Annotated in this window: 22 protein-coding genes and 3 tRNA genes; 8 read left to right on the forward strand and 17 right to left on the reverse strand. The window is 34.0% G+C overall.

The features are described from left to right. Positions 1-135: 135 nt before the first annotated feature. The 15 genes from ftsH to AB2B47_RS06475 all read right to left on the reverse strand — a co-directional run bounded on the left by ftsH (position 136) and on the right by AB2B47_RS06475 (position 16,482). The gene (ftsH, locus tag AB2B47_RS06405) at positions 136-2,094 is read right to left on the reverse strand and encodes an ATP-dependent zinc metalloprotease FtsH (protein ID WP_320693894.1); all 1,959 of its coding nucleotides are present in this window, start codon (positions 2,092-2,094) and stop codon (positions 136-138) included. Positions 2,095-2,110: 16 nt separating this feature from the next. After that, positions 2,111-2,653 (reverse strand): hypoxanthine phosphoribosyltransferase, encoded by a 543-nt coding sequence (hpt, locus tag AB2B47_RS06410; RefSeq protein WP_006149113.1) that lies wholly within the window; start codon positions 2,651-2,653, stop codon positions 2,111-2,113. A 4-nt stretch (positions 2,654-2,657) separates the two neighbouring features. Continuing rightward, a complete protein-coding gene (gene tilS, locus AB2B47_RS06415) occupies positions 2,658-3,935 on the reverse strand; it encodes a tRNA lysidine(34) synthetase TilS (protein WP_320693895.1) in 1,278 nt (425 codons plus the stop codon). After that, on the reverse strand, positions 3,932-5,200 hold the full coding sequence (locus AB2B47_RS06420) for a serine hydrolase (RefSeq protein WP_320693896.1): 1,269 nt from the start codon (positions 5,198-5,200) through the stop codon (positions 3,932-3,934). Before AB2B47_RS06420 ends, tilS begins: the two co-directional genes overlap by 4 nt. Next, positions 5,193-5,315 carry an SP_0009 family protein gene (locus tag AB2B47_RS06425; RefSeq protein ID WP_004250924.1) on the reverse strand — a complete coding sequence of 41 codons (123 nt, stop codon included), beginning with the start codon at positions 5,313-5,315 and terminating at the stop codon, positions 5,193-5,195. Before AB2B47_RS06425 ends, AB2B47_RS06420 begins: the two co-directional genes overlap by 8 nt. Before the next feature lie 6 nt (positions 5,316-5,321). Beyond that, a complete protein-coding gene (locus AB2B47_RS06430) occupies positions 5,322-5,690 on the reverse strand; it encodes a septum formation initiator family protein (RefSeq protein ID WP_320693897.1) in 369 nt (122 codons plus the stop codon). Continuing rightward, on the reverse strand, positions 5,683-5,949 hold the full coding sequence (locus AB2B47_RS06435; protein ID WP_004250926.1) for an RNA-binding S4 domain-containing protein: 267 nt from the start codon (positions 5,947-5,949) through the stop codon (positions 5,683-5,685). The genes AB2B47_RS06430 and AB2B47_RS06435 overlap by 8 nt, the downstream gene beginning before the upstream one ends. Before the next feature lie 65 nt (positions 5,950-6,014). Continuing rightward, positions 6,015-9,518: a transcription-repair coupling factor gene (gene mfd / locus AB2B47_RS06440; RefSeq protein ID WP_320693949.1), complete on the reverse strand. Its 3,504-nt coding sequence runs from the start codon at positions 9,516-9,518 to the stop codon at positions 6,015-6,017. Next, a complete protein-coding gene (pth, locus tag AB2B47_RS06445; protein WP_004250929.1) occupies positions 9,511-10,080 on the reverse strand; it encodes an aminoacyl-tRNA hydrolase in 570 nt (189 codons plus the stop codon). The genes mfd and pth overlap by 8 nt, the downstream gene beginning before the upstream one ends. 72 nt (positions 10,081-10,152) lie before the next feature. Beyond that, positions 10,153-11,268 (reverse strand): redox-regulated ATPase YchF, encoded by a 1,116-nt coding sequence (gene ychF / locus AB2B47_RS06450; protein WP_006153052.1) that lies wholly within the window; start codon positions 11,266-11,268, stop codon positions 10,153-10,155. A gap of 84 nt (positions 11,269-11,352) precedes the next feature. After that, positions 11,353-11,547 carry a DUF951 domain-containing protein gene (locus AB2B47_RS06455; RefSeq protein WP_004250933.1) on the reverse strand — a complete coding sequence of 65 codons (195 nt, stop codon included), beginning with the start codon at positions 11,545-11,547 and terminating at the stop codon, positions 11,353-11,355. 66 nt (positions 11,548-11,613) lie between these two features. Further along, positions 11,614-12,750, reverse strand: a complete 1,137-nt coding sequence (gene dnaN, locus AB2B47_RS06460; RefSeq protein ID WP_006152838.1) for a DNA polymerase III subunit beta — start codon at positions 12,748-12,750, stop codon at positions 11,614-11,616. A gap of 158 nt (positions 12,751-12,908) precedes the next feature. After that, complete coding sequence (dnaA, locus tag AB2B47_RS06465; RefSeq protein WP_004250937.1) at positions 12,909-14,267, reverse strand: chromosomal replication initiator protein DnaA; 1,359 nt, start codon at positions 14,265-14,267, stop codon at positions 12,909-12,911. A 212-nt stretch (positions 14,268-14,479) separates the two neighbouring features. Next, entirely contained in the window at positions 14,480-15,241 is a 762-nt protein-coding gene (locus tag AB2B47_RS06470; protein WP_320693898.1) for a ParB/RepB/Spo0J family partition protein, read from the reverse strand. 59 nt (positions 15,242-15,300) lie between these two features. After that, positions 15,301-16,482 carry a S1C family serine protease gene (locus tag AB2B47_RS06475; RefSeq protein WP_320693899.1) on the reverse strand — a complete coding sequence of 394 codons (1,182 nt, stop codon included), beginning with the start codon at positions 16,480-16,482 and terminating at the stop codon, positions 15,301-15,303. 184 nt (positions 16,483-16,666) lie between these two features. Between AB2B47_RS06475 and rlmH the strand changes: the two genes are divergently transcribed. The 7 genes from rlmH (at position 16,667) to AB2B47_RS06510 (ending at position 19,843) form a co-directional block, all read left to right on the forward strand. Further along, positions 16,667-17,146 (forward strand): 23S rRNA (pseudouridine(1915)-N(3))-methyltransferase RlmH, encoded by a 480-nt coding sequence (gene rlmH / locus AB2B47_RS06480; protein ID WP_320693900.1) that lies wholly within the window; start codon positions 16,667-16,669, stop codon positions 17,144-17,146. Between the two features lie 41 nt (positions 17,147-17,187). Beyond that, positions 17,188-17,261, forward strand: a tRNA-Arg gene (locus AB2B47_RS06485). Between the two features lie 164 nt (positions 17,262-17,425). After that, a complete protein-coding gene (gene comC, locus AB2B47_RS06490; RefSeq protein ID WP_006149099.1) occupies positions 17,426-17,551 on the forward strand; it encodes a competence-stimulating peptide ComC in 126 nt (41 codons plus the stop codon). A 21-nt stretch (positions 17,552-17,572) separates the two neighbouring features. Further along, positions 17,573-18,892 (forward strand): competence system sensor histidine kinase ComD, encoded by a 1,320-nt coding sequence (comD, locus tag AB2B47_RS06495; protein WP_320693901.1) that lies wholly within the window; start codon positions 17,573-17,575, stop codon positions 18,890-18,892. Then, positions 18,889-19,641: a competence system response regulator transcription factor ComE gene (gene comE, locus AB2B47_RS06500; RefSeq protein WP_004250949.1), complete on the forward strand. Its 753-nt coding sequence runs from the start codon at positions 18,889-18,891 to the stop codon at positions 19,639-19,641. Before comD ends, comE begins: the two co-directional genes overlap by 4 nt. 51 nt (positions 19,642-19,692) lie before the next feature. Continuing rightward, positions 19,693-19,764: transfer RNA gene (locus tag AB2B47_RS06505), tRNA-Glu, on the forward strand. Between the two features lie 5 nt (positions 19,765-19,769). Further along, a tRNA-Asn gene (locus tag AB2B47_RS06510) sits at positions 19,770-19,843 on the forward strand. A 39-nt stretch (positions 19,844-19,882) separates the two neighbouring features. Here AB2B47_RS06510 and AB2B47_RS06515 read toward each other — a convergent pair. Continuing rightward, positions 19,883-20,425 carry a TetR/AcrR family transcriptional regulator gene (locus AB2B47_RS06515; RefSeq protein WP_320693902.1) on the reverse strand — a complete coding sequence of 181 codons (543 nt, stop codon included), beginning with the start codon at positions 20,423-20,425 and terminating at the stop codon, positions 19,883-19,885. A gap of 129 nt (positions 20,426-20,554) precedes the next feature. Here AB2B47_RS06515 and AB2B47_RS06520 point away from each other — a divergent pair, with 129 nt between their 5' ends. Next, positions 20,555-23,209: a YhgE/Pip domain-containing protein gene (locus AB2B47_RS06520; RefSeq protein WP_320693903.1), complete on the forward strand. Its 2,655-nt coding sequence runs from the start codon at positions 20,555-20,557 to the stop codon at positions 23,207-23,209. A gap of 194 nt (positions 23,210-23,403) precedes the next feature. Here the strand turns inward: AB2B47_RS06520 and AB2B47_RS06525 are convergent, their stop codons facing one another. After that, entirely contained in the window at positions 23,404-25,026 is a 1,623-nt protein-coding gene (locus tag AB2B47_RS06525; RefSeq protein WP_036756440.1) for an ATP-binding cassette domain-containing protein, read from the reverse strand. Positions 25,027-25,143: the final 117 nt, after the last annotated feature.

Below are 25,143 nucleotides of genomic sequence, written 5' to 3' on the forward strand. Positions count from 1 at the left end.
CCTACTTTTAGAATCTTGTCAACTAGTTTGATTTGTTTTTTCTGAAATTTTTTTACTGGTTTTTCATAGATTAGTTTCTATAATAAGAAAGAGAGGATATAATAATACCCTCTCTTGTATCTCGTCTACTAATATTTAGTTTTCTTCAGCCATTTTTGATTTGACTTCATCATATGATAGGGCACGTGATTCCTCTTCTATTGATTCAGGCATTTTCCCTGTTTCGTAAAGAGATTTAATTTGTGTACTATCCAATGTTTCATATTTCAATAAGGCTTCTGCAATTAATTTATGTGTTTCACGATTTGATTGAATAATTTCAGCTGCTTTATTACGTGCTTCATTTAACAATGCTCGAACTTCTTCGTCAATTTCATAAGCTGTACGCTCTGAAATAGATTTTTGTGGAGTTTGAGCACCAAACATTGCATGATTTCCTTCGTATTGAACAGGTCCAAGTTTTTCACTCATACCATACTCTGTAACCATTGCACGCGCCATTTGTGTAGCTTGTTCAAAGTCGTTTGATGCACCTGTTGTTTGGACATTAAAGATAATTTCTTCAGCAACACGTCCACCCATCAAACCAGCTAATTGTTCCTTCATATCTTCTTTAGATAGTAGCATTTGATCTTCTTTTGGAAGAGCAATCATGTAACCACCCGCACGACCACGAGGAACAATTGTCACTTTATGCACTACACGTGCGTTTGATAAGACCAAACCAACAATAGTGTGTCCTGCTTCGTGGTAAGCAACCATTTCACGTTCCTTTTGTGAAATAGTTTTATCTTTCTTAGATGGTCCAGCGATAACACGATCTTCTGCCTCATCAATATCAGAAGCATCAATTACTGATTTATTGCGACGAGCTGCAACTAAGGCTGCTTCGTTCAACACATTTTCCAAATCAGCACCAACAAAACCTGGAGTTTGTTGTGCCACTAATTTCAAATCTACATCTTCTGCTAGAGGTTTATTTCTAGCATGGACTTTCAGAATTGCTTCGCGTCCTTTAACATCTGGACGACCAACCAATACTTTTCTGTCAAAACGACCTGGACGAAGAAGGGCTGGATCTAAAACATCTGAACGGTTCGTTGCCGCAATGACAATGATTCCTTCGTTTCCTTCAAAACCATCCATTTCAATCAAGAGTTGGTTCAAGGTTTGTTCACGTTCATCATTACCTCCACCAAGACCGACACCACGTTGGCGACCAACGGCATCAATTTCATCGATGAAGATAATAGCTGGTGCTGCTTTTTTAGCGTCCTCAAAGAGTGAACGTACACGGCTGGCACCGACACCGACGAACATTTCTACGAAGTCAGAACCTGAAATACTAAAGAATGGTACTCCAGCTTCTCCTGCTACTGCTTTAGCAAGTAATGTTTTACCAGTTCCCGGAGGTCCTTCTAAGAGAACTCCAGCTGGGATACGAGCACCTAATTTTGTAAAGCGTTTTGGATCTTTCAAGAATTCAACAACTTCAACAAGTTCTTGTTTTTCTTCTTCAGCTCCTGCTACATCTGAAAAGCGTACTTTGATATCTTCCTTATTAGCAGCCTTAGCTTTACTGCGTCCAAAACTCATCGGATTGCGTCCGCTATTTCCTCCCATATTTCCCATCATAGAAAATAGGAAGAAGAATAAAATGGCAAATGGTACTACCGAAACTAGGATGTTAATCCACATACCACTTGAGCTTTCGTGCTTGACTTCAACTTGTGTTTGGTGTTCACCAGCTAGTTTTTGCAAATCTGCTACAGTAGTATCCGATGGAAGAATAATACTTGTAAATTTTTCTACTTTTGTTGCAGAAGGTGTGAAAAACTGAATACCTGTTTCCGGTTTTTCTGTTTTAGCAGTTTTATAGACACCAGACACTTCAATAACACCACCACTTGGTTGATAGGTTATTTCTTTTACATTGTCATTAGTGATTTCCTGCACCAATTCTGAGTATTTAATTTGTTGACTGTGCCCGGCAGCTCTCCCAGCAAAAAAGTACTGGAATCCCGTTACTAGCAAGAAAATCATCAACAAATAAAGAAATGGATTTTTTATAAAACCATTATTTTGTTTTTGCATTCAACAACTTACCCTTCTATTTTGAGTAAACTTCCTCTTTCAATACGCCTACATAAGGAAGATTACGATAATTTTCATTATAGTCTAAACCATAGCCTACAACGAATTCATTTGGAATTGTAAAACATGTATAATCTGCTTCAATTTCTACAGTACGTCCTTCTGGTTTATCCAGCATAGTAACAATCTTAACAGACGCTGCTTCTCTAGCAGTAAACATATCTCTCAAGCTTTTTAATGTTTGTCCAGTATCAATAATATCCTCTACAAAGACAATGTGTCTACCTTTAACATCTTGAGTGACATCTTGTTTGATATTAATGACACCACTACTTACAGTTCCGCCATGATAACTAGAAACCATCATAAAATCCATTTCAAGGTGAGTGTCGATATATTTGACTAATTCTGCCATAAAAGGAATAGATCCTTTTAAAATTCCAACTAAAATCGGATTCTTACCTTCGTAATCTTTTGTCAATTGAGCACCTAACTTCTTAGCTGCTTCTGTAATTTCATCTTGTGAAATCAAAATCTTCTTGATATCTTGTTCTAACATGATTTTACCTATCTATTTTTTCTATATAAAGTACAGTGTCCATTATATCATTTTTCATTTTTATACTCAAATCACTGAGTTCGATTCCTAAAATTGAATAAATTTGTCCAAATTGCTCAACAATAATCGCATTTTTTCGTTTTTCTGTAGGTATTTTTAAATCAATAAAAAGCCGCCTTACTTTTTTTCGATGACCATTTATTATCAAATAATCACCTGGCTGTCGATGCCGCAAAATCAATGATGTTTCACGGGAAACATTTATTTGTTGAACATTTTCACCTTTTAGAGGAATTCCAAATGAAAATAGAAAACCTTCATAATAAACTTGATTTTGATAGTTTAACACACACTCACTACTTTTTTCATCAGACTTTGGTCTGATTTTACTAATTTGAAAGTGCTGGTATTCTTTTATAAGTTCATAACCATTTTTTATATTATGGCGATATTGACTCTTAGTTTTTAAAATATGATGAATTTCTTGAAATTGTTCTCTTGTTACATTTAAATCAGCAAAACGACTAAGGTATTGTTGTAGTAAAACTCCTTGCGTTGCTTCACTAAAAGATAAAAACTGAGTTAAATCTTCCACATCAACCGCTTGAGATAATTCAGCCAGAGCAATTTGATAGTCAGAAACTTCTTTTCCAAACTCTAAAATTGCTTTTTTCACCTGAACATTTTCTTTTTCTAACTGTGGCAGATAGAGGTTGCGAAGACGATTGCGAAGATAGTGATTTTCTTTATTCGTTGAATCTTCAAAATGATCAATTTTAGGAAAATCCTTCTTATAAAAAGACAACAAAGGACGAATTAACTCTCCCTTATTAAACGTTTGTCTTTCTTTAATAGCTGATAAATGGTGTAGTCTAACACCTCTAATCAATCGCATAAAGATTGTCTCAACTTGATCATCTGCATGATGAGCTGTTACAAGAGCTGTAGATGAAGTTTTCTCCATCACTTCTCTAAAAAATTCATAGCGAAATTGACGAGCATTTGCTTCTGAAAAATCTCCAGTAAAACAAGCTACATAAATTGGAACTCCAGCTTGTTCAGCTAATTTTCTTAATTCATTTTCTTCCTTATCTGACTCTGGTCTTTGTTTATGATTTACATGAGCTAAAAACAATTCAATACCAAGTTCTTTTTGATAGGCCAAAAGAACTTGAAAAAGAAACATCGAATCCAATCCACCAGACAAGGCTAGCACAACTCTTGAATGTCTTTCAAAGTAACCTTTTTCTAGAAAATGATTTAAAAAATCGCGGTCTCTCATTTTAGGACCTCGTAGACATCCTTAGCAATTTTAGAAATGGTATCGTAATCAGAATTTTTGGTAAAGATTGAAATAACGAAAGGAGAATCTGTATAGACTATTCCCACATCGTGTTTAAATTCATCTGCATCCCCAATTTTATGGGCTACCTTAGCAGAAATATTCTTAGCAATCCGCTGATTATCAAAAGATGTTTGTGAAAGAGATTCTAAAACAAAACCATTCTGATTGTAAATAGATTCCATAACTTGACCAGCCATTTTAGCTGAAGCCAATTTATCTGTCACATTCCATTCTTCACCTGCGATAGTAGCCATTTCTGTTTTAAAGGCTTCATCTGATTTATTCGTAATATAATAAGCAAGAATATTATGAGCTACATTGTCAGATTCTTTTGCAGTTTTTGTGATTAAATCTTTGATTGTGTATTCTTTATTGTCCGCTGTTTTAGGGAGACTTCCGCTTCCTTCCGGTTTATAAGAGCCAGGGAAATCATTAACTTCGGAAACATACTTCAATTTCGTGTCAAGTTGGTAATCACCTTGATTGATTTTTTCCTGAACAGAATAAAGATAAGGTAATTTCATAACACTAGCAGCGTACATTTTTTTATTTTCATTAATGCCAGCTTCCTTACCTGTACTCAATTGTTTCACATAAATAGAGAACTGTTCATTTTGATAATTCGCAGATAGCAACTCTTGTACTTTCTGAATACGATTATCATCATCGGAAATATAATCCGTCGAAATCCAGCCCGTTTGCTTGACATGTATGAATTCACGACCTTCAGCAAAAATAGACATATCTGCTTCAACTTCTTGATAAGGCGCTAAAGTAGACTTTAATTCTTGTTGATCATAAGGACTATTATAAACGACAAATCCTGGTTCTAGCCATACTCGTTTAGAAAAATCGTTTACGATGGAACTATCGTATAAAAGTCGTTTATCAGCCATTACAAATTGATTATTTGACAATTTAAAGACAGGCTGTCCTTGTTTATTTAATCGCCATTCTAAAACAGATAATTTTGTTTCTGCATTTACTTTACCCGATTCATTAATCAGGTCTTCTGTAGAATAAACTGGCGTCTCACCATAAAATTTTGGAGATTCTATAACATCTTGATAATAAAAATGATATGGAGTATGAGTTAAAGAATAAACTTCTTGTTTTGGAATGATAACTGGATTCTCAGTGCTTACTACTTGAACGCTTTTTAGGAAAATAGGAAGTAGTAATATCACTAAAAATTTACGCATTCTTTTTCCCCTCTTCTTCTTGTAGTCGTAACAGATGATTCTTTTGAGCTAACTCATCTAATTTTTCATCTGACTGACTTAAAAATTTTTCGATAATATCTAATAAATTTTCCATTTCGCATTACCTAGGAAGTAAGTCCGGAATTGTATAAACTTTCTCCCATGTTTTTGAATAATAATATTTTGCACGGGAATATTTAGCCGCATAGGATTCATCTTTTAGCTTAGTTGCTAAACTAGCTTCTTTATCCTTTTCATCGCTCAAGTCCTGATATTGTTTTTTCAAATCAGCTAGTTGCTGGCGACGTGTTAGTAATTGTTGGTAACTTTGTGCTAAATTGTAAGTTGGTAAGATGAATAGCAACATAATCAAAATCAAAACCCAACCCATAAAACGATTACGTTTTTGACGTTCTTCCATCATGTATTTACGTCGTTGGTGTTCATTTTGAATAAATGAATTATTCATTTGGACTATTTTTTTATACATCGTCTTCTACCCTTGTTTCACTGATAATTTCATACATTCCAGCTGCATCTTCTTTTTTTGTGCTATCTTTCATTTCGAGCACCTTTACAAGCAACAATTTATTTCCAAAACGAATTTCAACCTGATCATTGATTTTTAAATCAGTTGAACTTTTAGCAAGGATACCGTTTACCTTGATTCGCCCTTTATCTGCAACTTCCTTAGCTACCGTACGGCGTTTGATAATTCGTGATACTTTTAAATATTTATCTAATCTCATCTTATAATACCTCAAATTATTATTGTACCATTTTTATCCCTTTTATAGAAGAAAAAAGGTAAACCCTAATGTGACTCTTTTAAGTCTTTTATTTTCGCTAACGATTCTCCAAAGGTTAAGAGTCCTTCTAAAATCTCATAGTCTTTTTTATTTCGAATATCAAAAACAACTTCGATTAAACCTTGATTTTCAGAAATATTAGCCTTCAAATTTGTCTGAGAAAGAGCCTGGAAATAATCTTGGGTTAAAAATAGCTGTTGCAATATTTTTTCAAATTGAATGACAAGCTTATTACTTCTTCTTTCAACACGATTGACAAATACTTTATCTAGATAAGCTTTAGCTAATCCAATTTCTAAGAGATAGGCAACTACATCTGGATACTCACCAAAACGGTCAATTAACTCATCTTGTAATTCTTCATAGTTGACACGGTTGTCAATCTGACGAATTCTCTTGTAAATTTCAATTTTATGTCGTTCATCTGAAATGTACTCATCTGGAAGATAGGCATCAATTTGCAGAATTAACTCAGCATTTCCTTTTTCACGTTTCTTATCAGTTCCATTTTTCTTAGCAATTGCTTCTTCCAGTAATTGAGAATAGAGTTCAAAACCAACAGAATCTATAAAACCTGACTGCGAACTTCCTAAAAGATTACCCGCTCCACGAATGGATAAATCGCGCATAGCGATTTTAAAACCAGAACCCAATTCGGTAAATCCCTTGATAGCTTCTAATCTCTTTTCTGAAACTTCTGTCAATGATTTATCTGGTCGATACATGAGATAGGCATAAGCAATACGATTACTTCGACCAACTCGACCTCTTAATTGATACAAGGTAGACAATCCCATGTGGTCTGCATTTTCTATAAACAAGGTATTGGCATTTGGAATGTCTACCCCTGTTTCAATGATTGTCGTGGTTACTAAAATATCATATTCACCTTCAATAAAATCAAGTAGTGTGTTCTCTAAACGAATTTCACTCATTTGACCATGAACAAAACCAATAGAAGCTTCTGGAATCAGTTCTTGTAACTCTGAAACCTTCTTTTCAATCGTGTCAACTTTATTGTAAAGATAGTAAACCTGACCACCACGATCAATTTCTCTCAATACAGCATCTCGAATGACACGATCATTCTGTTCAAGGACATAGGTTTGTACAGGATATCGATTGGTTGGGGGAGTTTCGATGACAGATAAATCTCGAATACCTAGCATAGACATATGTAGAGTTCGAGGAATTGGTGTAGCTGTCAAAGTTAAGACATCAACCTTCTTTTTTAATTCCTTCAAAGCTTCCTTATGTTTGACACCAAAACGTTGTTCCTCATCGATGATGATCAAGCCTAAATCTGCAAATTCAACATCTTTAGACAAAACTCGATGGGTTCCTATCAGGATATCAACTTGGCCTTTTTTCAATTTTTCAAGTGTTTCAGTCTGCTCTTTTTTACTTCTAAAACGACTCAAAACATCTACATTGACAGCAAACTGCTCAAATCTTTCCTTGAAATTACTATAATGTTGCTGAGCCAAAACTGTAGTAGGTACTAAAACAACAACCTGTTTATGATTGTTGACAGCCTTAAAAGCAGCTCGCATAGCAACTTCTGTTTTACCAAAACCAACATCTCCAACCAAAAGTCTATCCATTGGTTGAGAAGCCTGCATATCTTTCTTAATTTCATCGATACTTCGAAGTTGGTCCTCAGTTTCAACATAAGGGAAAGCCTCATCAAAAGCAACCTGATCTTCATCATCTTTTGAAAAAGCAAAACCTTCAAGTTGACTCCTCTCTGCATATAACTTAATTAAGTCATCTGCAATGTCTTCAACTTGATTTTTAACTTTTTGCTTAGCTTTTTTAAAACGTCCATCGTTTAATTTGTTTAACTTTGGAGCCTTACCGTCACTTGAAACATACTTAGATAAGGTTTGGATTTGTTCTACAGGGATAGAAATACGATCTCCATTTTGATATTGGATACTTACATAATCTCGGTGAATCCCTTTGAGTTCAATCGTTTCTATTCCTAAATATTGACCAATCCCATGAATTTGATGAACAACATAATCTCCTTTTTGGAGTTCACTATAATCCTTTAATCTTTCAGCATTGCTAATATTTTGTCTTCTGTATTTGCGTTTAATCTTCTTTTTAAAAATTTCATATTCAGTGATGAATACAAGATTCTCATCCACAAAATGAAAACCATGACGAAGATTTCCTTCAACAAGATTGACAGTTCCTTTACAGATTTCACTTTGATTACTATTGTCAACTTTAATGCTATATTCATCAAGAATCGTTAACAGTTTTTTTAGTTCTGTTTGGCTGCTTGATTGAAGAACAATCGTATATTTTAATTTTTTATAGCGTTCAATTTCTTCTTTCAGAAAAGAAAACTGATTGAAGAATTCTTGCATAGGATATTGATTAAATTGATAAAGATGATCAAATTTTAGATTTCCAAGTCCCTTTTGAAAATTAGAAAAGAAGCTGGCTGGTAAATATTTTTTAAACTGACTTTCTACATCAGCAAAATATTGTAAACTTGATACAGCTTTACTGTTATGTAAATCCTCTGTAAAGTAGCTAGCTGTTTCCTTATCAAAAATATCATACTGATTCATGATTTTTTGAAAATCATCAAAGATAATAGGCGCTTGGTTCAAGTAGTCAATCAATGTCCACTGTTTTTTATAAAAAACAGACAAAAATTTACGAATATCAGCATGAAGAACTTGCTCTTTCGCACAACTAAAAACTTCTTCTAGGTACGACTTTAATGTAGGTGAAATAGTTTTATCAATCTCATGTTCTAAGAATTGTTGACCACGATTGTAATCCTCAACAGTTAATAAAATGTCACTAGCTGGATATATAGAAATTTCTAATCGACTTTCTTTTGATAATTGTGTATCTGCGTCGAATTCTCTAATCCCATCTATTTCATCACCAAAAAATTCTATTCGGTAAGGAGATAGTTGTGAAGTTTCAAAAATATCTAAAATATCCCCTCGAAGACTAAATTCACCTTGACTTTGAACTTGAGTAACTTTTTTATAACCAAGTGAAATCAATTGATTTTTTAATTCTCTTTGTTCACACTCTTCGCCAACTTCAAGTTTTAACACACTGTTATCAAAAACTTGAGGATCTGGTAAGAATAAACGGCTAGCTGCCATGTTACAAACTAATATTCCTTTTTGAGATTTATCTCTTAGAAAACGCAAGGCTTCAACTCTTGAAAAAATCTTTTCTTGAGACGATACTAAAAATTCTACCATTGGTGAATCATCTACTAAAAATGGATAAACCATATCAGTACCCAGGATAGAAATTAAATCATTTACTAGACGCTCAGCTTCTCCATAAGTAGATGTCATTACTAAAATCTTGTTCTGACTTTTAACACTACTTGCAATAGCTAAAGACTTTGCTGAACCAGAAAATCCTAATAGTAATTGTCTTTGCTTCTGTGTTAAATTTTCATGCCAAGACAGGATTTGTTTATTCTCTAAAAAGAATTCGATTAATGACATTTCTTTACCCATTGTATTTCTGCATTGTTTTTTCAAAGTTTTTCTCTTGTAAATAATAATTTACAGCATCGTCAACCTTGTCAATAGACTGTAAAATACCTATATAGTCATCCTTGTCAAATTTACTCAAAACGTGGTGAACAACAGACATTCCTTTTTTAGGTCTACCGATACCAATCTTTACACGATTGAAAACCTGTGTACCAATATGTTGGATAATTGACTTGATACCATTATGACCGCCAGCTGATCCTTTAGCGCGAAGTCGAATTTTTCCTACTTCCATGTCAAGATCATCGTAAATAATCAGTAAATCTTCGATATCTAAACCATAGTAAGTTAATAAAGCATGAACTGCTTTCCCACTTTCATTCATAAAAGTTGTTGGTTTCACTAGATAAATTTTTTCACCATTAAGGAAAAATGAAGCTAATTCAGCTTGGAATATTTTATCGTGTGTAAAAGATACATTCTGTTTTTTTGCTAGTTGGTCAATCAACATAAAACCAACATTATGCTTTGTCTCAAAATATTTATCCCCTGGATTTCCCAATCCTACAAGTAATTTTGTCATTTAAATTTCCTTTCAAAAGCCAAAAGGGTTGGAATTTTTTTCCAACCTAATTGACACTATTAAAAATGTTGATTATACGTTAAAGCGGAATTCCATAATATCGCCATCTTGAACGACATATTCTTTTCCTTCTTCACGCAAGCGTCCAGCTTCTTTTACAGCCTTTTCAGATCCGTATTTAATCAAATCATCATAAGACATAGTTACTGCACGAATAAATCCTTTTTCAAAGTCAGAGTGGATAATTCCAGCTGCTTGAGGAGCTTTCATACCACGTTTAAAGGTCCAAGCACGAACTTCTTTTTCACCAGCTGTGAAGTAAGTTCCAAGTCCTAATAGATGGTAAGCTGCACGAGTCAACTTGTCCACACCTGATTCTGTCAAACCAATGGCTTCAAGAAACTCTTTTTTATCTTCATCGTCTAACTCAGAAATTTCTTCTTCAGCACGCGCAGAAATGACCACTACCTCTGCATTTTCTGTCTCTGCGAATTCACGAATCTGCTTCACGTAATCAATAGAGTCTGGGTCTCCAACCACATCCTCATCCACATTCGCTACATAAAGAACTGGTTTCGTGGTCAAGAGGAAAAGACCTTTGACAACCTTTTGCTCTTCGTCTGTAAATTCAATAGTACGAGCTGATTTACCGTCTTCAAGGACAGGTTTAATCTTTTGGAGAACGTTAAATTCTGCAACTGATTCCTTATCTTTTTGTGTACGTGCCATCTTTTCCACACGCGCGTAGCGTTTATTAACAGATTCTAAGTCAGCAAGAATCAATTCTAGGTTAATGGTATCAATATCTGCTAATGGATCTACAAAAGCATCTTCACGACCTTGCTCACGCATGACATTTTCATCATCAAAGGCACGAACTACATGGACAATCGCATCAACTTCACGGATATTGGCCAAGAATTTATTACCGAGACCTTCTCCTTTTGACGCACCTTTTACAATCCCTGCAATATCTGTAAATTCAAAGGTTGTTGGGACTGTCTTCTTAGGAGTAATCATTTCAGTCAATTTTTGGAGGCGTTCATCTGGAACTTCTACCATCCCAACATTCGGATCAATGGTTGCAAATGGATAATTTGCAGCCTCTGCTCCTGCTTTTGTAATTGCGTTAAATAGGGTTGATTTACCAACGTTTGGCAACCCCACGATACCTGCTGTTAAAGCCATAGTTTCTCAATCTCCGTTCACATTTCAATCTTCAATATTATAACACAAAAAGGGAAAACTTGCTAACCCTCTAACTACTTGCATTTAGTCGATGATTTTACTCATTTTTCTTTCAAAATCATAGCGACTCATCATGACAACATGATCACAATTACTGCATTTTATTTTGATATCTGCACCTAGACGTGTAATTTCCCAACGATTGGCTTTTTTACCTGTAGACTTGATTGTACAAGCATGTGGTTTTTTCATTTCAACAAAATTTCCAACTTGATACATATTACTCTCCTTTTCATATTTCTGATTATATCATAAAAGAGGTGAGCTAGGCTCAACCTCTTTAACTTAATTTGTACGAACTGGTGTAATCAGCTGCATGAAATCTTCATCTGTATCAGCTGGTACCAAGGTAAATGGACGAACTGCTGAAATGAAGCTGATTGTTACCTTTTCACTATTCAAGGCTTTTAGTGCTTCAATCAAGTAAGTTGGGTTAAAGCTAATAGTTAAATCTTCACCAGATACAGCAATTGTATCGATTTCTTCGTTTACTTTACCAACTTCTGGAGAATTTACATGAGCTGTAACTACTCCTTGTTTGATTTCTAATTTTACAGTTCCATTTTGAGTAGCACTTGATAAGAGACGAGCACGTTCCATAGATTGACGTAGATTCACAACATCAAAAGTCACTGTCGTATTAAAATCTGTTGGAATCAGACGATCTGTATCAGGATAATTACCTTCTAAGAGACGTGTATAGAAGCTAATATTTTCGCTTCTAAAGAGAATTTGGTTGTTTGCAAAGAATATCTCTACTGTTTCGATATCGTCCGTAAAAACAGCTGAAAATTCGCGTAGAGAGCGACTTGGGATGACAACATCAAAATTATCACTATTTTTCTCAAGAGTTAATTTTTTCTGACTGAGACGATGTGAGTCTGTTGCAACTGTTTTCAATTCTTGATGATTACTCAAAACAAAGTGAACACCAGTCAAGATTGGACGGCTTTCTTGTACACTAGCAGCAAAAGCAGTTTCATTGATAATTTTCTTAAGAAGTTTTGTTTCAAGAACTAGAGGATTACTTGCTACAATTTCCTGAATACGTGGATACTGTTCGCTGTCTTTTCCTTTCAGAGTAATTTCTGATTTTCCACTTGTTAGTACAATTTGATGTTGTTCAATTTCTTTAAAATCAAGAGTCACATCTGGAAGACTAGAAACAACATTGATAAAGAAAGAAGCTTCTAAAAGAATTGATCCTAAAGAGTTAATCAAAAGACCTGCATTTTCATCTTTTTGAGAAATGAAATTCTCAATTGAAATTTGACCATTTGATCCAATTAATGTAATTCCTTCGTTAGTCACATCAATTTTAATAGTTGATAAAACAGGAATAGCATTTTTTGAACTAATAGCACGTTTTGTAATATTTAATGATTGCAGGAATAAATTTTTATTAATAGAAAAATGAATCATGGAATCTCCTTTATTTATTTTTATTATTAGAAGGTTAATAGTAATAGTAGGCTGTGTGAAATCTGTGGAAAACCAAGTTTAGTTTAGAAAAATCAAGAAGTTAGACTTGTTTAAAATTTGTTAATAAATCAGTAAAATTTTAAACACTTATCCACAAGTTATTTGATTTTCTTTTTGATGGTTTCGATTTCTATACGTAATTTATCATCAGTTTCAATCATAGATTTGATTTTTGCATGAGCATGAATGACGGTTGTATGATCTTTACCACCAAATTCTTTTCCGATTTTTGGAAGACTGTTATCAGTTAATTCTCTAGCTAGGTACATAGCAACTTGGCGAGCTAGAACAATATTCTGAACACGTCTAGTTCCCTTCATCTCCTTAACGCTCACATCATAAAATTTTCCGACTTCCTCTTGGATTTTTTCAATCGGAATGACGATCATGGTGCTGACGCTTTGTTTTCGAGCACGTATAGCTTCAGATGCAATATCCACAGTTATAGTGTTGATTTGTTTGACTTTAGCCATAAGACTAATATCTTTGAGCGCACCTTCTAATTCACGTACATTTGAATCAAACTGGCCAGCCAAATATTCGATTGTGTCAGGTTGAAAATGATAATCTAAATCCTCTGTTTTACTATTTAGGATAGCGATACGAGTTTCAAAATCAGGTGGAGTAATATCCGTTGTTAATCCCCATGAGAAGCGCGTGACAAGTCGTTCAGGTAGATTTTCTAGTTGTTCTGGCCTACGGTCACTCGTTAAAACGATCTGTTTATTATTACTGTGAAGTTTGTTAAATGTATTGAAAAATTCATCCTGAGTTTGCACTTTATTTCCGCTGAGAGATTGAATATCATCAATAAGAAGGAGATCTAGACTTCGATAGGTTTTTTTAAAATTATCCATATCATTGAGTCTTAAATGATCTAAAAATTCATTAATAAAACTTTCAGCAGGAATATATTTTACACGCGCATTAGGATTTTTTTTGAGAATTTCATTACCCAAAGCATTGAGCAAGTGAGTTTTCCCTAGACCAGGTCCTCCATATATAAAAAGAGGATTATAAGTTAGTCCAGGATCTTCCGAGACGGCTAAAGCAGCAGACTTAGCCCAAATATTTCCATCACCTTGGATAAAATTATCAAAAGTATAGATGTCTCTTAATCCTGTTTCTGAATAGGGTATAGATTTTTTAATTTCTTCCTGTTGATGATTACTGTTTTCAACATTGCTTGCTATATCGGAGGTATTAGAATCTTCTTTAGTCAATACATATTGAGCTTTTATTTCAGTGTCATAGATTTGAAAACCGACAGCTACAATAATATCATTGAGTTTTGTACTCCAAACCATTTCCATTTCAGATCTTGGCAAAAATATGGTAGCTACATTTCCCTCAACCTTTATTAATTCAGCAGGTGTTGCGTAGAAATCAAACATTGATCGTGTCAATCTCTCTTTAGCTAATTCTAAAATCTGATTCCAAAATTGTTTTTCTTTCAACAACAAACCCCTCCTTTTCTAAATGGTGTAATCTTAAACACTATTTTATCACATAGCAAGCAATTTTTCCACAACTTGTGAAAAACAATCCACAATGTTTAAAAGATTTATCCACAACTTGTGGATAAGAGGTCTATATTTTGATTTAATAGCCTTTTTCTATACTAATCCAGTGGATAAGTATGTGAGTTTAGAAAAATAAAATAACAGCCTTATTTCAGGCTGTTAATAAAACGTTGGTATTCTTCTTGATTATGAAAAGAGATAGTTATTTTTCCTGCCTCTTTTTTTTGAAGGACGATTTGGACATCTAATCCCAACAATTTTTTCAAATTTTCTTCTTCTTCTTTGATAAAGTGATCTTTTTCTTTGCTTTTCTTCTTATTTTTTTCTTCTTTAAGTAGATATTCCACCTGCCGAACTGATAAATCCTCTTTCTGAATGCGATTGAGTAATTTTTTTTGTTCTTTCAAAGGTAGTTGGATTAGAAGTCTAGCATGTGCTTGAGACAATTTTCCAGTTTCTACTTCTTTTAAAATAAAATCAGGGAGCGTTAGCAATCGAACAAGATTAGTGATATAAGGGCGTGATTTCCCCATTTTTTCAGCAATGTCTGCATGAGTATATCCTTTATCAATTAAAGATTGATAAGCTTTTGCTTCTTCAATCGGATTTAAGTCTTCTCGTTGTAAATTTTCAATGATTGAGTGAACCATCATATCCTGATCAGATAATTTTTTGATGATTACAGGAACTTCTGATAGCCCAGCTTCTATCGATGCCCGATACCGTCTTTCTCCAGCTAGAATTTCATATCCGATAACTGGAGATTGACGGACAATAATGGGTTGAATTAAACCATTTTCCTTAATAGATTGGGCAAGTTCTTGAATTTTTTCTTTTGAGAATTCTTTACGAGGTTGATAGGGATTTTTTTGAATATCACTGATACGAATTAGTTTGAGTTCTTCCATATCTCTACAGTATCATATCTTTAATATTCTGTAAAGTAGGTTTACAAATATGTAAACTATTAATTTAAATCACTTGTACTCTTGTCCAACTTGATTTTAGTTGTTTCTTCTTTACCATTACGGTAATAAGTTACAGTCATTTCATCTCCAATAGAGTGGCTATATAGAGCATTTTGTAATTCAGTTGTAGATGAAATCTTAGTATCATCTATTTTTGTGATAACATCATATTGTTGTAAATGTCCATTTGCAGGCATATTTTTTTGAACAGAACGAACAGCTACACCAGAAGTAACGTTGTCAGGAAGTTTCAATTTTTGTAGATCGGTAGTGCTAAGGTTTGTCAAATTAACCATGTGGATACCAAGAGCTGGTCGCGTTACTTTTCCATCTTTTTCCAACTGTTTGATAATATTCTTAACATCATTTGCAGGAATAGCAAAACCAAGACCTTCTACGGATGTTCCACCATTAGAGGCGATTTTACTTGATGTAATACCGATAACTTCTCCCTGGATGTTAATCAAAGGTCCTCCAGAGTTACCAGGGTTAATAGCTGTGTCTGTTTGGATGGCATTTGTTGAAATAGCTTGACCATCTTCAGATTTCAAAGAAACGTGTCTGTTCAAGCTTGATACAATCCCTTGTGTAACTGTATTTGCATATTCTGAACCCAAAGGACTACCGATTGCGATAGCTGTTTCCCCAACAGATAATTGACTTGAGTCACCAAACTCAGCTACTGTAGAGACCTTTTCTGAAGATATTTTTACTACTGCAATATCAGAATAGGTATCAGAACCAACAATTTCACCTGGTACTTTTGTTCCATCTGCTAGACGAATATCAACTTTTTTAGCGCCACTAATAACGTGAGTGTTGGTTACAAGATAAGCATCATCTCCATCTTTTTTATAGATAACACCAGAACCTTCACTGTTAATCTGTTCAGTGTTTGAATCTGTATCAGTATCATCGGTTCCAACAAAACTACCTTGAGAGTTTTCTGAATAAGTGATAATCGATACAACTGCATCTTTAACTTTATCTACAGCCTGTGTGGTAGAATTTTCATTTTTCGAAGCAGTCTGAGTGACTGCTGCACTATTTTGTTCTCCACTTCCCTGCTTTTGGTTGAACTGAAGAACAGCCAAACTTCCTAATAGACCACTAAAAAAGCTAATAAGAATAACTAGTAAAAGTTGTCCAATTGTTTTTGAAAACTTGTTTAAGTTTTTCATAGAATCCTCCATATTTGATTAATTAGTGAAAGTATAAGATTATTAACTTAATTCTAACTTAAAAAACTTAAGTTTTCAACAATCTGTGGATAATTGTTGAAAATTTGTGAATTTATTGTGTTTTTTCACCTTTTTCATTTGTGAATAAGATGTGAATAGAACACGATTATGGTAAAATAGAAGCATGAAAATTAAACTTGTAACAGTTGGAAAACTAAAAGAAAAGTATCTCAAAGATGGAATTGCAGAATATTCTAAGAGAATATCTCGATTTGCTACCGTAGAAATGATTGAATTAGCTGATGAAAAGACACCAGATCGTGCCAGCGATTCAGAAAATGAAAAAATCTTGAATTTAGAAGGAAATCGAATCCTTTCCAAAATTGGGGATAGAGAATTTGTTGTTGTTTTGGCTATTGAAGGGAAGACATTATCTTCTGAAGAATTTAGTAGCCAATTAGAACAAGCTTCTATAAATGGTTATTCAACCTTAACATTTGTGATTGGTGGGAGTTTAGGACTATCTCCTAAAGTAAAAAAGCGTGCGAATCTATCCCTTAGTTTTGGCCGTTTAACTCTTCCACATCAATTAATGCGTCTAGTTCTTGTAGAACAGATATACCGAGCCTTTACTATCCAACAAGGTTCTCCTTATCATAAATAGGATTGACTATTCTCGATTATTTTGATAAGATAAACTAGTTAGGTCTCATAGCTCAGCTGGATAGAGCATTCGCCTTCTAAGCGAACGGTCGCAGGTTCGAATCCTGCTGGGATCATATACTAGATTTAACGCTGGGGAAACCCAGCGTTTTTTGTAAAAATTGACAGTTCAGGTACAAAAATGTGCAGTTGAGAATGAAATGTTTTAAAATAGACTCCGTTTTGTATAATAAGCTTGTAAGTTAATTTACAAGAAAAAAACAATAAAGGAGAATTTAATATGGAAAAAACAGTTAAATTAGAGCAGTTCAAAAAACTTACAGAAAAAGAATTACAGGAAATCCAAGGTGGGGATAAAAGATTAACTTACTTTATTACTAATCTTTTTCCTAAAAGGAAAAAATAGAAAACATTATAGGGAGACATGATGGATTTATTAAAAATATTCATAGTTATTCTTAATATTTTTATTCTAACAAATAGCTACAAACTAATTTGTAGGGCAACAAAAAAAGAAAGATTTCTATTCATAAGTTGGATTTTTATACTGCAGTCCGTAGTTGAAATTTTCTTTTATTTTGTTTTTTTACATGGGTTAGGTTTAGAAAAACTCATGTTTCCCTTTATTATATATATTTTTCTAAAAGGGTTAAAAAAGTTTGATAAATACAAAGCTATTTTTATCAGTCTGCTATTGTCTTTATTATATCATGGCACTCATACTTTTTTATCCGTAACCATATCCTCTGTTACAGGTGATTCTTTTGTAACCAAATATGAAGATTTGTTTTTTGTAGTAGTTTTATTGCTGACTTATTTTGTAATAAAAAAAATTATTTTTTATTTTCACTTGGAACTCAATTATTTTGATAAAGATTACCTCTATCCATTTTTAAAAAAAGTTATACTTGGTTTCTTTGCTTTACATATTCTATCATTCATTTCAGATATGGTAAGTGCTTATGCGCATTTTAATAGTTTTGGTAGTATTTTAGCAACAATTGTCTTTATTTGTTTACTACTAATTTTCTTCGCTATGAATTCTCACAAAGTGCGAGTTGAAAAAGAAATTGCCCTAAAACAGAAAAAATTTGAACAAGAACATTTACAGACCTATACAGATGAAATTGTTGGTTTGTATAATGAAATCCGTGGTTTTCGTCATGATTATGCAGGTATGCTTGTCAGTATGCAAATGGCGATTGACAGTAAAGATTTACAGGAAATTGACAGGATTTACAATGAAGTTCTAGTCAAAGCTAATCAAAAATTACGTTCAGATAAGTATACATACTTTGATTTAAACAATATAGAAGATTCAGCTTTACGAAGTTTGATTGCTCAATCTATTGTATATGCCAGAAATAATGACGTAGAGTTTACACTAGAAGTAAAGGATATTATCACTAGATTGTCAATCGATTTACTCGATCTTGTGCGTATTATGAGCGTATTATTGAACAATGCCGTTGAGGGTGCTGCAGAAAGTTCCTCAAAACAAATGGAGGTTGCAGTGATTAAGATGGATTTAGAAACAGTTATCGTGATTCAAAATTCGTGTAAAATTACTATGACGCCTTCAGAAGACTTATTTGAACTAGGTTTTTCTACTAAAGGTAGAAATAGAGGAATTGGCCTTAATAATGTCAAAGAGATTTTGGATAAGTATGAAAATATCATTTTAGAAACAGAGATGGAAGATAGTACGTTTAGACAGATTATTAGATTTAAGAGAGAGTTTGAATGAAAGTATTAATTTTAGAAGATGTTATTCAACATCAGGTCAGACTAGAAAGAACCCTAGATGAAATTTCAAAGGAATTGAATATTCCTATTTCTTATAAAACAACAGGTAAAGAACGAGAATTTAAGGAATATATCGAAAATGATGAAGTAAACCAGCTTTATTTTCTAGATATTGATATTCATGGCGTTGAGAAAAAAGGATTTGAGGTAGCACAATTTATTCGTCGCCACAATCCCTATGCAATTATCGTATTTATCACTAGTAGATCAGAATTTGCTACCTTAACTTACAAATATCAAGTATCAGCCTTGGATTTTGTTGATAAAGATATCAATGATGAATTATTTAAAAAACGTATCGAACAGAGTATCTTATATACCAAAAGTATGCTGCTTGAAAATAAAGATGTTGTGGATTATTTTGACTATAATTACAAAGGAAATGATTTGAAAATTCCCTACCATGATATTTTATATATTGAAACAACAGGAGTATCTCATAAGTTAAGGATTATTGGTAAGAATTTTGCCAAAGAATTTTATGGTACTATGGCGGATATTCAAGAAAAAGATAAAGATACTCAAAGATTTTATTCTGCTCATAAATCATTTCTTGTCAATGTAGGAAATATTAGGGAAATTGATCGAAAAAATTTAGAAGTGGTTTTTTATGAGGATCATCGTTGTCCAATTACCCGTCTAAAGGTACGGAAATTAAGAGATATTCTGGAGAAAAAATCTAAAAAGTGATTGACAATTAGTAAGAAATTGATATAATGGTTATATCTGCTACAGATAGATGGTCCGTTGGTCAAGGGGTTAAGACACCGCCTATTCACGGCGGTAACACGGGTTCGAATCCCGGACGGACTATATTATCCGCCATAGCTCAGTTGGCAGTAGCGCATGACTGTTAATCATGATGTCGTAGGTTCGAGTCCTACTGGCGGAGTTAAACAAAAAGAACACCATTGGTGTTCTTTTTTTGTCTCTAATTTGCATCTCCTAACATTTTCATAAGAAAGTTTGTCATTTCTTGTGGACTTTCTTTTTTTCCATGAGCAATCCAGGTTTGGCATACACCAAATAGTGCGTTTGTTAGATAAATACTGCTATACTCTAACTCAATATTGTTTAAATTTAATTGCATAAAGCGTTTTTGGAGGTCAGTGCTAAGCATAATGTGAAGTTTATTTCTCAAGAAGTTTTGTATCTCTTTTGTACCATTTTCAGATAGAAGAGCAGCTAGTAAAGGTTCAGACTCTAAGTATTCAAACACTTCTAGAATAGCATCTCTTTTATGACTTGCGTGTTTTTGGAAAATATACTCAAAGGTATGAAAAAGCTTACTTTGGTAATGTTCAATCATATCATACTTATCTTTGTAATGAGTATAAAAACTAGAACGACTAATTCCAGCTTTTTCTGCCAGCTTAATAGTGCTAATTTGATCAAATGGTTGTTCCGTTAATAATTGAACCATGGCGTTCTCAATAGTACGTTTGGTTTTTAAGCGTTTGTTGCTCTCTTTCATAGTTCCTCCTTTTGAACAAAAATAGACGTAGTGTCTAAATATGATAATTTTGACTTGTAAATAAGAATTTTTAATGTATAATCTATTATATCAAAATTTTAGATATTATGTGTAAAAAAAGGAGAAAATATGTTTAAAGAATGGAAAGCAATTTTTAAAAAACCAACCTTTATCATTGTAATGATAGGGATTTCTCTAATTCCTGCTTTATACAACATCATATTTTTATCATCTATGTGGGATCCATATGGCCAATTATCTGAGTTGCCTGTAGCGGTCGTTAATAATGATAAAGAAGCGTCTTACAATGGAAATACAATGAGCATTGGAAAAGACATGGTGTCTAATTTAGAGCAAAATAAATCATTAGATTTTCATTTTGTCAATGAAGAAGAAGGTAAGAAGGGTCTAGAAGACGGTGACTACTATATGGTAGTAACTTTACCAAGTGACTTATCTGAAAAGGCTGCTTCTATTCTATCAGATCACCCAGAACAAATGAATATTAACTATCAAACTTCTAGCGGGCATAGTTTCATTGCAAGCAAGATGAGTGATTCTGCCATGACACAGTTAAAACAGAATGTTTCTGCTAATGTAACCGAATCCTATACGAAAGCTTTATTTCAAAAGATGGGTGATTTAAAATCCGGTTTAACGAAGGCAGCCGATGGAAGTGAACAATTGGCAAATGGGGCTAGTAAGTTAGCTGTAGGAAGTCAGACATTGTCTTCCAATCTTGATACTTTAGCTAGTTCAAGTTTAACCTTTTCTGATGGAACGAATCAATTTACAAAAGGGTTGACAACATATGTCACAGGTGTAAAGCAACTGAATAGTGGCTTAGGAACATTTAATGATGGTTTACAGAGCTATACAAGTGCGGTTTCACAGGTTGACACTGGACTTAATCAATTATCTTCCAAGACTCCAGAATTAGTAACAGGTGTCAATCAGCTCAATACTGGAATGAAGACATATGCTGGAGGAGTTTCGCAACTGAATACAGGTCTCAATCAATTTTCGGTTGGTGTTAATGCCTATACAAGCGGTGTTGACAAACTATCTGTTGGTACAAACCAGCTATCAAGTCAATCAGATACATTGAGAGACGGTATTACCGAATTAAATAAAGGTATTAAAGAAATTTCGACTCAATTGAATACTTCATCTCAACAAAAAGAGGAAATCACTCAATTAGCAACTAGTTTAGATGAATTGAATAAAGCACTTCAAGCAGTAACAATCTCAGATAATACGGAACTTAAAAGCACAATATCTAATGATTTAGCGAATATATCTACTCTTGCCCAAACTATTGTGACTAATAGTCAAACAGAGCAAGAGAAAACTCTTACCAATCTTCAAGCAACAGCAACTTATCAATCTCTTACTGATACTCAGAAACAAGAACTGACTGCAGCTGTTTCAAATAATTCTAATTCTACGATAGAGTCAGCAAAAGCAATTTTAACGACGGTAGGAGATTTAAAAGAAAATTTGGGAAGTGTAAACCAACCAGTCTCTAATCTTTCTACTTTACAGACTAAAGCAAATCAAGTATTACCTGTGGCGTCTAGTTCCTTGACATCTATGTCAAGTGGATTTACACAGTTGCAAAATGCTGTAGATAATCAGTTAGTTCCTGGAAGTCAATCGATTGAAAATGGAGTTAATGATTATACTAAAGGGTTGGATACTATTTCTTTAGGTGTAAACAAACTAAGTGGAAAGAATACAACTTTAACAACAAGTTTGGATCAATTGGTTTCTGGATCAAGTAAGTTGACAGAAAACTCTTCAACCTTGACAACTGGTTTGGATTCGCTAGCTGGGAAAACTCCAGAACTAGTAACAGGTATCGAAAAACTCTCATCTGGTTCTAGCCAATTAAATAGTAAGAGTTCAGACTTAATTGCAGGACTGGATAAAATACAGCTAGGTTCTAGTCAATTAACAGATAAATCAAGTCAATTGCTTTCAGCTAGCTCTCAGTTAGGAAGTGGAGCAATGAAAATTGCTGATGGTGCTGGAAAACTAGCAGATGGTGGAACAACTTTAACTGCTGGTATTGAAAGTTTACAAGTAGGAGCTACTGGACTAGAACATGGATTGAACAGCGCTAGCAATCAATTAAAATCAGCATCAACAGAGTCTAATAATGCAGAAGTATTATCTGAGCCTTTGAGTCTTTCAAAAACAGATAATGATCAAGTTCCTGTAAATGGAATTGCCATGGCTCCTTATATGATATCAGTCGCCCTCTTTGTTGCTGCGTTATCAACAAATATGATTTTTGCTAAGTTACCTTCAGGTCGTCATCCTGAAAGTCGTTGGGCTTGGGTTAAATCTCGTTTCGAAATAAATGGAGTTATAGCTGTTTTAGCAGCTGTCTTAGTCTATGGAGGAGTTCATCTTATCGGTCTAACGGCAAATCATGAAATGAGAACCTTGTTCTTGATCATCATCGCAAGTTTGACATTTATGTCTATGGTAACCGCGTTAACGACATGGAATAGTCGTTTAGGTGCTTTCTTCTCTCTTATTTTACTATTATTACAATTAGCATCAAGTGCAGGAACTTATCCGCTTGCTTTGACTAATGATTTCTTTAAGGCTGTCAATCCTTGGTTACCAATGAGTTATTCAGTTTCAGGATTGAGACAAACGATTTCTATGACAGGGAATATTCATTATCAGGTAATTTTCCTTCTCGTAACTTTAATTCTATTCATAGGATTAGGTATGCTTGCTTATCAACCTAAAAAACTGGAAGAAGATTAAAAAAATCGACCAATTTGGTCGATTTTTTATGTGCATGAATCTTGTCAAGAATTTATAAATCTAATAATAGAATGTTTCACGTGAAACAATGAATAGGTTGAATAGAATCAGATTGACAGAACTATCAACTAAAAATTCATAAGAAATAAAAAAACTCAGTTGGGCTCCCAACTGAGTTTTTTTTTAAGTTCTACCTAATCTTTCCAAAGTTCTTTGACTTTTGCTTGAACTTCAGCATTTTCTAAGAATTCATCATAGGTTTCATCAATACGATCGATGACGCCGTTTTTAGATAAGACAATAATGTGGTTAGCCAAAGTTTGAATAAACTCATGGTCGTGACTGGCAAAGATGATGGACTCTTTAAAGTTTTTCAATCCATCGTTCAAGCTTGAGATAGATTCCAAGTCTAAGTGATTTGTAGGATCGTCAAGTACAAGAACGTTTGACTTTAAAAGCATGAGTTTTGAAAGCATCACGCGCACCTTTTCTCCCCCAGACAAGACGTTTACAGGTTTGTTAACTTCGTCTCCAGAGAAGAGCATACGACCTAGGAAACCACGCAAGAAAGTGTTGTCATCTTCTTCTTTACTTGCGAATTGACGGAGCCAGTCAAGGATAGATTCATTGCCAGCAAAATCAGCTGAATTGTCTTTTGGCAAGTAAGAGCGACTAGTTGTAACTCCCCACTTGACAGTCCCTTCATAGTCAATTTCACCCATAATGGCACGAATCAAGGCAGTTGTTTGGATGTCATTTTGTCCGATAAGAGCTGTCTTGTCACCTGGACGCAAGATGAAGCTGATGTTGTCAAGAATAGTTTCACCGTCAATCTTTACAGATAGATTTTCTACTGTCAAGAGGTCGTTCCCAATTTCACGTTCAGCTTTAAAGCTGATAAATGGGTATTTACGACTAGAAGGAACAATTTCCTCTAGCTCAATCTTGTCAAGCATTTTTTTACGTGAAGTTGCTTGTCTTGATTTAGAAGCATTAGCAGAGAAACGAGCAACGAATTCTTGAAGTTGTTTGATTTTTTCTTCTGCTTTAGCATTACGGTCTGCTAGTAATTTAGCAGCAAGCTCAGAAGACTCCTTCCAGAAGTCGTAGTTTCCGACATAGAGTTTGATTTTTCCAAAGTCAAGGTCAGCCATGTGAGTACATACTTTATTCAAGAAGTGACGGTCGTGAGATACGACAATGACAGTATTATCAAAGTCGATTAGGAAATCCTCTAGCCAAGTGATGGATTGAATATCCAGACCATTGGTTGGCTCGTCCAAAAGAAGGACATCTGGTTTACCGAAGAGGGCTTTAGCAAGGAGAACCTTTACTTTGTCGCCATTTGCTAGTTCACTCATATTTTGGTAATGAAGTTCTTCTGGAATATTCAAATTTTGTAAGAGTTGTGAAGCTTCACTCTCAGCTTCCCAACCACCTAGTTCAGCGAATTCTCCTTCAAGTTCAGCTGCGCGAACACCATCTTCTTCTGAAAAATCTTCTTTCATATAAATGGCGTCTTTTTCTTTCATGATGTTGTATAGTTTTTCATTACCCATGATAACAACATCAATAACACGTTCATCTTCGTAGTCAAAGTGATTTTGACGAAGTACTGAAAGACGTTCGTCTGGTCCAAGAGAGATATGCCCAGTTGTCGGTTCAATATCTCCAGCTAAGATTTTTAAAAAGGTTGATTTTCCAGCACCGTTGGCCCCAATCAAACCATAGGTATTTCCTTCTGTAAATTTGATGTTTACATCATCAAAAAGTTTACGATCACTAAAACGTAGTGAAACATCAGATACTGTTAGCAAAGTTTTTCTCCTATTATATGTAATACTCTAATTCTACTAGAAAATCACCAATTATTCAAATTTTTATTTGTCAATTTTTTGTAAACAAAGTTGACAACCTCTTTACGATTGAAAGGG

Origin of the sequence: Streptococcus wuxiensis (assembly GCF_040888245.1) — a bacterium.
GTDB lineage: Bacteria > Bacillota > Bacilli > Lactobacillales > Streptococcaceae > Streptococcus > Streptococcus wuxiensis.